This is a genomic window from Rhodanobacter sp. FW021-MT20 (assembly GCF_041107475.1).
Taxonomy (GTDB): Bacteria; Pseudomonadota; Gammaproteobacteria; order Xanthomonadales; family Rhodanobacteraceae; genus Rhodanobacter_A; species Rhodanobacter_A glycinis.
This window is the reverse complement of record NZ_JBGBPX010000001.1, coordinates 241,762-254,632: the sequence shown is the minus strand read 5'-3', so window position 1 is coordinate 254,632 and position 12,871 is coordinate 241,762. Positions and strand designations below refer to the sequence as shown.

At 66.0% G+C, this 12,871-nt stretch carries 11 protein-coding genes; 3 read left to right on the top strand and 8 right to left on the bottom strand.

What is annotated here, in order from left to right:
- Positions 1 to 2: 2 nt before the first annotated feature.
- The 6 genes from AB7849_RS01300 to wrbA all read right to left on the bottom strand — a co-directional run bounded on the left by AB7849_RS01300 (position 3) and on the right by wrbA (position 7,443).
- Positions 3 to 491, bottom strand: coding sequence for an asparaginase domain-containing protein (locus AB7849_RS01300; RefSeq protein ID WP_008207941.1), 489 nt, complete (start codon positions 489 to 491; stop codon positions 3 to 5).
- 120 nt (positions 492 to 611) lie between these two features.
- On the bottom strand, positions 612 to 1,562 hold the full coding sequence (locus AB7849_RS01295) for an IS110 family transposase (protein ID WP_008207939.1): 951 nt from the start codon (positions 1,560 to 1,562) through the stop codon (positions 612 to 614).
- 331 nt (positions 1,563 to 1,893) lie between these two features.
- Positions 1,894 to 3,534: an acyl-CoA dehydrogenase family protein gene (locus AB7849_RS01290; RefSeq protein WP_008207938.1), complete on the bottom strand. Its 1,641-nt coding sequence runs from the start codon at positions 3,532 to 3,534 to the stop codon at positions 1,894 to 1,896.
- Between the two features lie 109 nt (positions 3,535 to 3,643).
- Complete coding sequence (locus tag AB7849_RS01285) at positions 3,644 to 6,295, bottom strand: TonB-dependent receptor plug domain-containing protein (RefSeq protein WP_008207937.1); 2,652 nt, start codon at positions 6,293 to 6,295, stop codon at positions 3,644 to 3,646.
- Positions 6,296 to 6,499: 204 nt separating this feature from the next.
- Complete coding sequence (locus AB7849_RS01280; protein ID WP_008207936.1) at positions 6,500 to 6,847, bottom strand: DUF2069 domain-containing protein; 348 nt, start codon at positions 6,845 to 6,847, stop codon at positions 6,500 to 6,502.
- Positions 6,844 to 7,443: an NAD(P)H:quinone oxidoreductase gene (wrbA, locus tag AB7849_RS01275; protein ID WP_008207935.1), complete on the bottom strand. Its 600-nt coding sequence runs from the start codon at positions 7,441 to 7,443 to the stop codon at positions 6,844 to 6,846. The genes AB7849_RS01280 and wrbA overlap by 4 nt, the downstream gene beginning before the upstream one ends.
- Before the next feature lie 120 nt (positions 7,444 to 7,563).
- Between wrbA and AB7849_RS01270 the strand changes: the two genes are divergently transcribed.
- The 3 genes from AB7849_RS01270 to AB7849_RS01260 are packed head-to-tail and all read left to right on the top strand — an operon-like array spanning position 7,564 to position 9,586.
- Positions 7,564 to 8,838, top strand: a complete 1,275-nt coding sequence (locus AB7849_RS01270) for a YihY family inner membrane protein (RefSeq protein ID WP_008207934.1) — start codon at positions 7,564 to 7,566, stop codon at positions 8,836 to 8,838.
- On the top strand, positions 8,835 to 9,320 hold the full coding sequence (locus tag AB7849_RS01265) for a TlpA family protein disulfide reductase (RefSeq protein WP_008207933.1): 486 nt from the start codon (positions 8,835 to 8,837) through the stop codon (positions 9,318 to 9,320). The genes AB7849_RS01270 and AB7849_RS01265 overlap by 4 nt, the downstream gene beginning before the upstream one ends.
- Complete coding sequence (locus tag AB7849_RS01260; protein WP_008207932.1) at positions 9,320 to 9,586, top strand: acylphosphatase; 267 nt, start codon at positions 9,320 to 9,322, stop codon at positions 9,584 to 9,586. The genes AB7849_RS01265 and AB7849_RS01260 overlap by 1 nt, the downstream gene beginning before the upstream one ends.
- A 15-nt stretch (positions 9,587 to 9,601) precedes the next feature.
- Here the strand turns inward: AB7849_RS01260 and AB7849_RS01255 are convergent, their stop codons facing one another.
- Positions 9,602 to 11,704 (bottom strand): O-linked N-acetylglucosamine transferase, SPINDLY family protein, encoded by a 2,103-nt coding sequence (locus AB7849_RS01255; protein WP_369500488.1) that lies wholly within the window; start codon positions 11,702 to 11,704, stop codon positions 9,602 to 9,604.
- 28 nt (positions 11,705 to 11,732) lie between these two features.
- Positions 11,733 to 12,812, bottom strand: coding sequence for a peptide chain release factor 1 (prfA, locus tag AB7849_RS01250; RefSeq protein WP_369500487.1), 1,080 nt, complete (start codon positions 12,810 to 12,812; stop codon positions 11,733 to 11,735).
- Positions 12,813 to 12,871: the final 59 nt, after the last annotated feature.

Here is a 12,871-nt window from a genome sequence, read left to right as displayed (position 1 = left end):
GGTCAGTTGGCCTCTTCGAAGCGGTTCGCAGCGCGGTTCTTGCGTACATGTGCCGGATCCCACACGCGGCCGTTCATGGTGATGTAGACACCGTCGGGCAGGGTCTGCACCGCGGCCACGGCGCAACCGACGTTGAACACCGCGTCCGAGCCCTGGAACCGCGCCGGGTTCAATGCGCCGGTCAGCACGATCACCTTGCCGGGAATGCTGGCCAGCACCTTGGCGGTTTCCACCATGGTGTCGGTGCCGTGTGTCACCAGCACGTGGCGGTGCGGCTGTGCCTCGATGGTGGAGCGGATCAGCGCGCGGTCCTCGTCGGTGACATGCAGGCTGTCCTTGCGCAGGATCGGGATCACATCGAACTGGAACGCCACGCCGAGCTGGCCGAGGATGTCGCCGATCTGCGGCGCACCGATCTTGTAATCCGACTTGTCGTCGAAATAGATCTTGTCGATGGTGCCGCCGGTGGTGACGATGGTCAGGTGCTGCATGTCGTTGGGCCGTGGTGGTGGGAACGCGCTATTTTAGCCCGTAGGCAGAGACCGCGGGTCGCGCGGACTTGATACGGGCGCAACGGTTCATGGTGCCGTAGGAGATTCTATGTTGGCTGGTCAAGCCACCTGAACGACCTTTGGTACGTAGTCAGATTGAGTTTTGAGCAGGGCGAAGGCGATGCGTGCGAGTTTGCGCCCGAGTGCGACCAGTGCCTGGATGCAGCTCAACCCGCGCGCCAGGGCCCGCTCGTAGAAGGGTTTCCACGTGGAGGATCGGCAGGCCGTCATGGCGGCCATGTAGAGCAACCGGCGCAGTTCCGGATCGCCCTTCTTGGTCAGCTTGCGCCGCCCACTGAAGGTGCCGGACTCGCGCACGCGGACATCCAGGCCGATGAAGGCGATGTAGGCATCGGCGCTCTTGAACGCGCCGCGGTGAAAGATCAAGGTGAGCGCTGCGGCAGTGATCGGGCCGATGCCTTCGATGCCTTGGCAGCGTCGTACATCGCCCTTCCAGCCCTGACGCTTCAGGGTTTGCGCCAGGCGTTGGTCGATGAGGTGTTGCATGTGCTTCATCCGGGCCAGCATGGCTCGGACGGAAGCCTTCAGCTCCGGCAGGCATTGCAGGCTTTGGCGCAGGGTCGTTTGCGTCTGGACCAGCACTGAGCGACGTCGCAGCAAGCGCTGGACGGTGGCGTAGCCGGCCGGCGGCGGGGTCCACGGCCGTAGATCGTTCTTTTCATGCGTGAGGTAACGCAACAGCAACGCCGCGTCCGACGCATCCGTCTTGGCCCGTCCGCCAATGCTTTCGCGGTAGCGCTTCAAGCGCAGGCCGTCGATCACATAGACGGCATGCCCCAACGCGTGGGCCCGCTCGATCAGCAGGACGTGAAAGATGTTGGTCGCTTCGACCGCCAGGCACACGGGGCCCGTCAACGCCTTGAGGTAGCTGTCGATCGCTTTGCGCTCATTACCCAGTTTGACCAGGTTCGATGACCAGGATTGACGAATCACCAGCTCGGCCTTGGACACATCCACACCGATCAACGATGGTTCAACGTGCATTGCCATGAGGAACTCTCCCGCGTAGCTTCAGGGTGCTTGCCGGGAACTCACCTGCGCTGGCTTGCCACAAATCGTCGGTCTCTAAGCCGATAGATTCCTTATGGGCGCTGGTGGTGAGGGGCGGGACGAAGTCTCCTACCGTCTGTGCCTTCGGCCAGATGCCAGCTTGGTCCCTCCACCCCGGCAGGCTCTTTCTCGCTTGCCGAGGTCAAACATACAAGCCCGCTGGCGGGCGGTGCTTTTGTTTTCCGCTTACGGGAGCGTCAGAGCAAGAGCATCGCCCGCCAGCGGGCTCCTACAAAACTTGTTGGCTTGGTAGCCGCGTTGAACAACGTCGTCAGCCCAGCAGCAGCGCGGTATTGCCGGCATCGGGCGTAACCAGCCGGTCGAGGCCCAGTGCGATGAAGCGCTGCAGTGCGGCGGCGGGGCGGCGGTCGGCGTGATTGGTCGACCAGGTTGCCTGCCGTGCCAGCAAGGCGGCCGCGGCGCAACGTGCCAATGTGAAGGCGAGCCCACGCGCGCCGGCTTCCAGCATGTTGCGCTGGGCGGCGTGCTGGTCGAGCCAGCGTGCCGCGGCGTCCAGCGTTTGCCGGATCGCGCTGGCGGCGTGCATGTCGTCGTTGCCTTCCAGCCAGCACGTCGTGGCCGTGCGCAAGGCGTCGAACCCGTCACTGGCCAGCGCACGCAGGTTGTCCAGCGAGAGCACGTTGGTGGTGCCTTCCCAGATGGCGTACACCTGCGCGTCGCGCAGCAGTTGCGGCAGGCCGGTGTCCTCGATGTAACCGGCACCGCCGAAGCATTCGATCGCTTCGGAACAGGTCTGTACCGCCAGCTTGCCGGTCCACAACTTGGCCAGTGGCGTGAGCAGGCGCAGCAGGGCGACTTCGTGTGCAGCGGTGGCAGCGTGTTCCACGCGACCGAGCAGATGCGCCACTTCGAAAGCCAGTGCGAATGCGCCCTCGAATTCGGCCTGCATGTCGGCCAGCGTCCGTGCATGCAGCGGTTGTTCGATCAACGGGCGGCCGAACGCCTGTCGCCGCGTGGCGAAGTCGCGTGCCAGGCTGATCGCGCGCGACATGTGCGACACCGCGCCGATGGCGTTCCAGGTGCGGGTGACGTTGAGCATCGGCGCCACCTGGCGCACGCCATGCGCCAATTCGCCCAGCGGCCAGGCGGGCAGGCCATCCAGGTGGATTTCCGCGGTGGGCAGTTCCTGCGTGCCCAGCTTGTCCTTCAGGCGATCGATGATCAGCTCCGGCTTGCGCTCGGCGCCATCCATCGTCTCCACGTAGAACAGTGCCAGTGCACCGGTGCCGCTGCCCGCGCCTTCCGGTCGCGCCAGCGCCAGCGCGGCTTCGCCGACCACGGCCGAACTGAACCACTTGCGGCCGTACAGGCGCCATTGGCCGTCCGCGTCCTGTTTCGCCACGGTCTCGGTGTTGCCCACGTCGGAGCCGCCGTGGGTCTCGGTCATCCACTGGCCGCTGAGCCAGAACGTGGCCGGGTCGCGACTGAGGAAATGCGGCAGCGCGCGTTCGATCAGCTCGCGATTGCCGGAGGCTTTCAGCGCGGTTGCCGCGCCATCGGTCATCGCCAGCGGGCAGGTGTAGAACTCGCTGGCCACGTGGTACAGGTAGACGCGCGCGAATTCTTCCAGCCGCGCGTGTTCGTGGTCTTCGTGGCCGGCAGCGAGCACGGCATGGCCGGTGGTGATGATCGGCCCTTCCTGCCATGCGGTGGTCAGCTCGATGCGGTCGACCCGGCGTCCCCACGCATCCCATTGCGTCAGCACCGGCTTGCGCCGCGTGCTGATGCTGGCACGTTGCCAGGCCATCACGGCGTAATCGCCGAGAACGTCGAGGTCGGTATCCAGCGCGGCACGGCGCTCGGCGGGCAGGGCGCGATCGAGCAGCGCGTGCAGCAGGCGATCGCTGCGCCAGGGGTGCGGCAGTTGCGGGGCGGTCTGCAGAAATCCCATGGCTGGCTCCCGTGCAAGGAAAGCCATTATAGGAAGGATCGCGTTGCCTGTCGGTCAAGGTGCCGGCAAGACGGGACGCCACCTGGGCGACGTCCCGTCTTGTGCCCGCTCAGAACCGCGCGGTCAGTCGTGCATACCAGAAGGCGCCGTTGAAGCCGAATGGCGAGGTGAGGGCGTACTTCGCACCGAGGAACTGCAAGGTCGCGTTCTGCTCCTTGTCCGGATAGGTGTTGAAGACGTTGTTGCCGCCCACCGCCATGGTGAAGGTGTCGTTGAAGCGGAAGCTCGCTTCCAGGTCGAGCAGCGTCTTGCCACCGTAATGCGCCACATCGGCCGGCGGGTTGTTGCTGCCGAACACGCCGGCCGTGGTGCTCCAGCCGTCGTAATGGTTGATGCGCGCGACGGCGTGGAACCGGTGCAGCCCGTAATCGAAGCTGAGCACCGAACGGCTCCCGGGCACCTGGTGTTCGAGGTCGTAGACGAAGTCGCGGTTGAGCGTGTCGGGCTTGACCCTGACCACGTCCTGCACGTTGCGGTTGTAGCGCAGGTCGACGTTCAGCGTGCCGCTGCCCAGCCGGTGCCGCGTATCCACTACGAAGTCGATGCCATGCACGACCGAGCCGAACGCGTTGCTGAAGTAGCTGGCATCGCTGCCGAGCAGCAGTTGCGCGTTCGGATAACCATCCGCGGCGAGCTGGTCGACGTTGGCCTGGGTGACGGTCTTGCTGACTAGGCCGATGCGATCATGGATGTGGATGCGGTAGTAGTCGAGCGTGGCGGTCACGCTGTCGATGGGCGTCCATACCGCGCCGATGGTCAGGCTTTTCGATGTTTCCGTCTTCAGTGGTGTCGAGCCAAGTGTGCGTGCCACCGGGTTGTTCACGGGATAGGTGCCACTGGGGATCAGCTGGCCTTGTGCGTTGGCCGTGGTGGTGACATTGAGCGTATTCGCCTGGCCCGGTGTCGGCGTGCGGAAGCCGGTGTTGTAGGTGCCGCGCAAGGCGAACTTGTCATTGAACGCATAGCGGCTGGACAGCTTGTACAGCACCTTGGAACCGTAGTTGTTCGCGTGCTCGTAGCGAACGGCCGCGGCCCCCGACCACTGGTCGGTCAGGTTGGTTTCGGCGTCGAAGTAGGCCGAGTCGCTGTCCTGGGTGAAGCGGCCCGCCGCGCTGGTCGGGAAGCCCTGGAAGGCATCCGAGCCGACACCGAAGACCGACGCCGTCGGTCCCACCTCGATCGAGCCGGCATCGCCGGGATGGATGATGTAGGTTTCCGACCGCCATTGCGCGCCGAACGCCAGCGTGAGCGGTGAGTCGTCGAACGAACGGACGAAGTCCGCGCCGGCGCCCTGTTCGCGCTGGGTCAGTTTGCCGGGATGGAAGTTCGTGGGCGACAGGCTGCCCAGGCTGGGGTTGATCGAGCCTTCGAGCCGGTAGTCGATCTCGTTGCTGCCGGTGCGGTAATGCGCATCCCACTGCAGGTTGCTTTGTGCGCCGCCACGCACGCCACCGACGATCTGGTGATCGGCAATGTCGGCGCCGAAGAGCGGGCTGTAGCCGCCGGGGAAGGCCTTGTAAACCGGATTGAGCAAGGTCCAGCCACTCGGGCTGGAAGCGCTGGAGGTCAGGTAGTTCGCGGGGTTGCCGCCACCGGCGACGATGCTGTTCACCAGCGATTGCGGCGCGTTGGCCGGCACCAGGCTGCCGTTGGCATAGCTGACTAGCGTCGACCTGCCGCTGACACCGTATTGCGGCGGCAGCACCGGGTTGCGATAGAAGAAACTGGACAGGACTTTCTTGTCCATGTAGCTGGCATGGCCATACAGCTCCACGTCGCCCTCCAGCGGCAGGCCGGCATTGACGAAAAGCTTGTTCGCCGTGGTGTCCGGATCGCCCCAGCGCTGGCCCAGGCCGTGGTAGGGCACCAGGTTCACGCCTACCGCCGCGGCGACGGTGGCGGCGTCGTGCTGCGCGACTCCGCGCGAGGTGGGGTCGGTGGTTTCACGCTCCAGGCTCACGTGGACAAAGCCCTTGGCGCCAAGCGGGAAACCCGCGTCGGCGTCGTAGCGGCGCATGTCGCCGTCGCCCTTGCTGTATTGGCCCCATTGCGCGCTCACCGTGGCGCCTTCGCGGGCTTTCTTGAGGATGACATTGACCACGCCGGCGATCGCGTCCGATCCGTACAGCACCGACGCACCATCACGCAGCACTTCCACGCGGCTGATCGCGTTGGACGGAAATACGGAGAAGTCGACCGCCTGCGCACCCTGGTTGAAGGTGCCGAGCGGGTCCAGTTGCAGGTTGACCAGGGCCGAGCGGTGGAAGCGCACACCGTCCACCAGGACCAGGGTCTGGTCGGGCGACAGGTTGCGCAGCGAGACCGGCCGCACGAAGGCGGTGCCGTCGGCGATGGGAAAGCGCTGGGTGGTCAGCGACGGCACGATGTTGGTCAGCGAGTCGGTCAGGTTCGCCGAGGGCTGGTTCGCGATCTGGCTGCCGCTGAAGGTGTCGATGGGCGACACCGATTCGGTCGGTGAAAGGCCGGCGCGGTGCGTACCGGTGACCACGACTTCCTGCAGGTTGGTGGGGGTCTTGTTCTTGCCGCCGTTGGTTTGTGCCGGCGTCGACGCTGAGGTTTGGGGATGTTCCGTCGTGTCCTGTGGCCGTGCCTGGACCGACCATGCCACCAGTGCGGTGGCGGCGAGCGCCATGCGTATCGCGCGCGCAAGCATCACGTTGCAACCCGTGTGTTTCGGCATTTGCTGTTCCTTCCATGTGCCTGATGTCTTCCCCTGCACGGCCAAATTACAGTGGCGCGGCCGAACGGAATGCCGGGTTTTTCGCAAATTTGGCGATCGACATCCGCGATGTCGCAAACGGGGGCGACATGGAAATGGGTGGCGCGATGGTCAGGCTGGTGCGGGAAAGACTTTCCGTGCGGGCATGGTGCGGCGCTGGATCGATCAGGTGCGTGGGCGGCGCACGCCTGCGCCGAGTGTGCCGATCAGCAACAGGGTCAACACGATTTCCAGTGACGCGATGGCGCGCTCGCCGGGTGCGCTCCACGCTTCGGCCACGCCATGGCAGAAATAGAACAGGCTGAGGATGCCGGTCCACAGCAATGCACGGCGTACCTTGCGCAGGGCGGACAACGGCAGCAGCAGCGGAACCACGGTAATGGCCAGCGCCAGCCATATCGGCATCGTTTGCGGCGGGAACAGCCAGCCGTGCCAGGCGATCTGCAACAGCCCGAGTGCAGCCCATGCGCCGAGGCCGATGCGATCGGTGTTGGTGACCGGGCTGCTGTTCATGCGTCGGCGGCCAGCTTGCGCGCGGTCACGGCAAGGCGGCGTCCCAGCGCGCGGGCCAGTTCGCGTTCGTGCTCGCTGATGGCTTGTTCGCCATTCGACCCGGCGACATGGCTGGCGCCGTAGGGCGTGCCGCCGCTGCGGGTGGCGGTGAGCGCTGCTTCGGTGAACGGAATGCCGAGCAGCAGCATGCCGTGATGAAGCAGTGGCAACGCCATCGTCAGCAAGGTGCTTTCCTGGCCACCGTGCTGGGTGCTGGTGGAGGTGAACACCGCTGCCGGTTTTCCGCTGAGCGTGCCGCTGGCCCATTCGGCACCGGTGCTGTCGAGGAAGTATTTCAGTGGAGCGGCCATGTTGCCGAAACGGGTCGGGCTGCCCATGGCGAGGCCGACGCAGTCGTGCAGGTCCTGCTTGGTTGCGTAGGGCGCGCCGTCTTCGGGTTCGGGTGGCTGGGCGACTTCGGTCACCGGCGCCACCGGCGGCACCTGGCGCAACCGTGCGCGCATGCCGGGCACTTCCTCGATGCCGCGGGCGATCAGTCGCGCAAGCTGTGCGGTGTGGCCCGAGCGGCTGTAGTAGAGCACCAGGATATCGGACATGCGTGGCGGTTCTCGGTTCGTGTGGGTAGGCCGTTCACGGGCGAATGTGCAGCCGATTCCTCATAAGCCCGGCAGGCTGTTAGTGTACCGGTCGATCTCCGCGATGTTGCCGAGCCGTCCATGACCCAACGTTTCGACCGCGACCGCGCAGCCACTTTCAGTCGCTTCCTGTGGCAGCGCTTTGTCGACGACAAGTGCTTCGAGACCGCCGGCGCGCTTTCCTATACCACGCTGGTGTCGCTGGTGCCGCTGATGGTGGCCGGCCTGGCGATGTTCTCGGTATTTCCGGTATTCGCCGGTGCGCGCGACACGCTGCTGGATTTCGTGTTCCGCAACTTCGTGCCCGCGGCCGGCCATCACGTGCAGGATGCGTTGCAGGAATTCTCCAGCAACGCCAGCCAGCTCACCGGCATCAGCATCCTGGTGATGCTGTTCAGCGCGATCTCGATGATGGTGAGCATCGAGGATCGGCTCAACCGCATCTGGCGCGTGCATCAGCCGCGTGGCTGGGGTTCGCGCCTGCTGCTGTACTGGGCGGCGTTGACGCTGGGGCCGATCCTGGTGGTGGGTGGTCTCGCTGCCAGTTCCTACATCACGGCGTTGCCGCTGCTGCATGGAACGGCAGACCAGTTCGGGCTGGGCGAGGTGGTGCTGCGCGTGCTGCCCTTCGTGGTGACGCTGGTGACGCTGTGGCTGCTTTACACGATGGTGCCGAACTGTCGCGTGTCGCGGCGCGATGCGGCGGTGGGGGCCGTGCTCGGCGCAGTGCTGTTCGAAATTGCGCGTTGGGGTTTCCGGTTGTTCGTGCATGGCGCGCACACCTATCAGCAGATCTACGGCAAGGCACTGGCGGCGATCCCGATCTTCCTGCTGTGGATCTACCTGTCGTGGATCATCGTGATCCTGGGCGCGTCGATTGCCGCGTCGATCTCGTCATTCGAATATCGCCCCGCGGCGAAGGCGATGCCGAAGGACGCCGAGTTTCTCGGCCTGCTGGTGGTGCTGCGGCACTTCGTGACGGGACAGCGAGAGGGAAAACCGGTGGATCCGGCCTCGGTGCAACTGGCCGAACCGGCCATGCACAGCACCGCCATCGCGGCTTGCTTCGATGCGCTGCAGCGCGCAGACCTGATCCAGCGCAGCGAGGCCGGGGGCTGGCTGCTGGCGCGCAGCCTGGACAGTACCGATTTGTTGCGCGTGTATGTCCACAGCGGCTATCGCCTGCCGCTGGAGCCGATGAAGGATGTCGCCGAGTTGGATGTCGAGCTTCCCGATGAATTGCTGGCCCTGCTTGACGAGATGGCGCAGACACTGGCATCGACGCTGGGAACGCGCCTCGATCAGGCTTATCCTGCTTCGACCCCACCCCCCGCTGTCGAGGAATCCGCTCCATGAAGTCGCGCAAATGGCTGGCTCCGGCCTGGGCGTCGCTGTTGCTTGCGCTGGCGGTGACGCCTGCGTTCGCCAGCATGCCCACGCATCCGACGCTGAAAGTCACCACGCTGGATGGCCAGCCGTGGAATCTGTCCGCGCAGCGCGGGCACTGGGTGATCGTGAATTTCTGGGCAACCTGGTGCGTGCCGTGCATCAAGGAAATGCCGGACATCTCGGCCTTCGTCAGCAAGCATGCGAACGTCCGCGCGATCGGACTGGCCTATGACGACAGCCCGGCAGCGGATATCCGTGCCTTCCTGAAAAAGCACCCGGTGAGCTACCCGGTGGCACAGGTGACGCTGGACAAGTCGCCGAAGGATTTCGACGAGCCGCAGGGTCTGCCGACGACTTACCTGATTGCGCCGGACGGTACCGTGGCCAAGCGTTTCATCGGCCCGATCGACGCCAGCGTGCTCGGCCATGCGATCCCGGCGGGGAAGTGATGCACGCGGCGCGCTTCCTTGTCAGTGGCCGGGTGCAGGGCGTGTTCTATCGCGCCAGCGCGCGTGAACAGGCGCACGAGCTTGGCCTGGCCGGGCATGCCCGCAACCTGCCCGATGGGCGGGTCGAGGTGCTGGCCTGTGGCGACCTGGCGGCGCTCGACGCACTCGAGCGCTGGCTGTGGGACGGCCCGGCCGCGGCCACCGTGGAGTCGGTGACGCGTGAACCGGCGGAATCGCCGGGCCACACGGATTTCCTGATCAGCTGACGCAGCGCGCGAACGCTACAGGTCGTGGTCGGCCGGCGGCCGGCCGATGCGATGGCGTGCGCTGATCCATTGCACGGCACGCTCGAAATCGGCAGCGAAGCCCGCCATGTCGAACAGCGGGTTGCCGTCGCGCTGCTGCGCCAGGTAATGGCGCAATGCCACGCGGGCCAGGCGATTGTTGCCCAGTTGCACGGCGGTGGCGATGAAGTTTTCCTCGTCGTCCACCACCAGCTCGGGCAGTCCGATGTGTTGCAACAGACTGGCGGCCACGCGCCCGGCGAAGGTGTCGCCGCACCAGCTGAGCACGGGGCAGCCGGCCCACAACGCATCCGATGCGGTGGTGTGGGCGTTGTACGGCAGCGTGTCGAGGAACAGGTCGGCGTGGGCGTAGCAGGCCAGGTACTCGGCATGCGGCAAGTGCGGCAGGAACACCAGTCGTTCCGGCGCCACGTCCAGCGCGGCGGCCGCGGCGCGCAGGCGACCGTTCGCCCCGTCCGGCCCGGAGAGCAACCACAGCACGCTGTCCGGCACCTGCTGCAGGATCAGCATGAAGCGCGCGAACGCGGCGGGGTTGATCTTGTAACTGTTGTTGAAGCAGGCGAACACCATGCCTTCGGCAGGCAGTCCGCAGTAGGCGCGGGTCAGTGGCTCGCCGGGGACCCGGGTCGTGTCGCTGGGCTGGTAGCAACGCGGCAGGCGCAGCAGTTTCTCGCTGACGTGCGGGCGCAGGGCAGGGGGCAGCACCACGGCGTCGGCCAGCAGGTAATCCATCCACGGCGCCCCCGATGTCCCCGGGTAGGCCAGCCAGTTCACCTGCACCGGTGCGGGGCGCAGCGACATCAGTTCGGCGTTGTCCTTGCCGCAGTAGCCGTTGAGGTCGAACAACACCTCGATGGCCGCCGCGTGGATGCGCTGCGCGGATTGCGGCGCGTTCAGTCCCGACAGGTCGTGCAGCGTGGCGGCGGTGGCGAGGCGGCGACGGATCGCGCCATCGTCGTCGGGCGTGGTCGCGAACAGGTGGATATCCAGCCCGCTGTCCGCCAGTGCCTCGATCATCGCCACCAGCAGCAGCCCGGTGGCGTGTTCGCCGAAGCCGTCGGCGACCAGGCCGAGGCGAATCGGTGCGCCGGGTGCGGGCAGGGTGTGTTTCAGGTCGAGCTGGCGGCGTATCGGCGCGGTGCGCTGGGCGATCAGTGTCGCGTAGCTGGTGGCGCACAGGTGTTGTGCGGCGGCATCGGCATCCTCGGCAAGGAAGGCGAACGGGCCGATGCCGGGGCGGCGCTCGGCGACGGCGCTACGCACGCGTTCGGCGAGCGCGTCCAGCTCGTGCCAGTCGCAACGGCGACGTTGTGCGAACAGCCATTGACCCAGCGCCGGCGTGATCTCGGGATCGATGTGCAGCGCGCGCTTCCACGCCGCGGCGGCTTCGCCAAGGCGACCGATCTCGTCCAGCATCAGGCCGGCCTCGTAGGGATAGACCGGGTTGCGCGGTGCGGCGCGCTCGGCGTGCAGCCATGCTTCGGCTGCTTCGCCGGGGCGGTTCTGCGCGCGCAGGGTATAGCCGAGCAGGGCATGCGCGGCATCGAGCTCCGGCGCCATTTGCAGCGCTTCGCGCACATGCGTTTCGGCTTGGGCGGGATGGCCCAGCTCCAGTTCCGCCGCCGCCAGGTTGAGACGCAGACCGGGATGCTCGGGTGCACCATGGGTGGCCATGGCGAACGCTTCGCGGGCCTGCTCGAAGCGGGCGGCGGCCATCAGCGAAGTGCCGAGCCCGTGCAGGATCGCCGGGTGGCCGGGCGTGCGGCGCAACGCGGCACGCAAACGCTCGATCGCGGCATCCACCTGGCCGTCTTCCAGCGCCAGCGTGGCGAGGTTGCATTGGATTTCGACACTCTGTGGCGCCAGCTCGGCGGCACGATTGAGCGCCAGGCGGGCGTCATCGCGGCGGTTGCAGCGAAGCAGCGCAATCGCATGCAGGCGGATCAGTTCGTGCGCCACCGGGAAGTCACGCCGTGCGCGTGCGGCGAACGCCAACGCCTGGGCATCCTCGCCGCGCTGCAGCAGGTCGGTCAATTGCTGCAAGGTGTTCGGGAGGTTGGCGGGAATGGCGATGTTCATGCGGGAACGTTCGTCGGAGTCGTTGGCATCAGGTACCGGCCAGCGATTTCAGTTCGTCGGCCTGGTGTTCGCGCACCAGCGCGTCGACCAGTTCGTCGAGATCGCCGCCGATCACCTCGGGAAGCCGGTACAGCGTGAGGTTGATGCGGTGGTCGGTGATGCGTCCCTGCGGAAAGTTGTAGGTGCGGATGCGCTGGCTGCGGTCGCCCGAGCCTACCTGAAGGCGGCGCTCCTGTGCTTGCGCTGCAGCCTGTTTTCCCTGGGCCTCGTCGAGCAGGCGCGCCTTCAGCAGGCTCATCGCGCGGGCGCGGTTCTTGTGCTGGCTGCGCTCGTCCTGGCATTCCACCACGGTGCCACTGGGCAGGTGGGTGATGCGGATCGCCGAGTCGGTCTTGTTGACGTGCTGGCCGCCGGCACCGGAGGCGCGGAAGGTGTCGACCTTCAGGTCGGCGGGATTGATCTCGATGTCGTTGATCTCGTCGATCTCGGGCAGGATCGCCACGGTGGCGGCGGAGGTGTGGATGCGACCCTGCGATTCGGTTTCCGGCACGCGCTGTACGCGATGCGTGCCCGACTCGAACTTCAACCGCGAGAACGCACCCTTGCCTTCCACGCGTGCCACGATTTCCTTGTAGCCGCCGTGTTCGCCGGAATTCTCGCTGAGAATTTCCACGTGCCAGCGCTTGCGTTCGGCATAGCGCGCGTACATGCGGAACAGGTCGCCGGCGAAGATCGCCGCCTCGTCGCCGCCGGTGCCGGCGCGCACTTCCAGGAACAGGTTGGCCTCGTCGCGCGGATCGGTCGGCAACAGCAGGATCTGCAGCTCGTCGTCCAGGTCGAGCAGGCGCTGCTCCAGCCGGGTGACGTCATCGGCCGCCATCTCGCGCAGTTCGGGGTCATCCAGCATCGCGCGCGCATCGACCAGCTCACGGCCGGCCTGTTCGTGCTCGTGCAGGGCGCCGACCACCGGTTCGAGCTGGGCGTATTCGCGCGACAGTTGGCGAAAGCGCGTGTTGTCGGTGAGCACGTCGGGCTGCGCCAGCAGCAGGCCGATTTCCTCGTGCCGTTCGGCAAGCGCTTCCAGTTTGCGGCGAATCGAAGGAGTCATTGAAACGAGGAGTGAGTGGAGAGGAGGGAGAAGAGAGTAAAGGATGAGATGATGCTTTC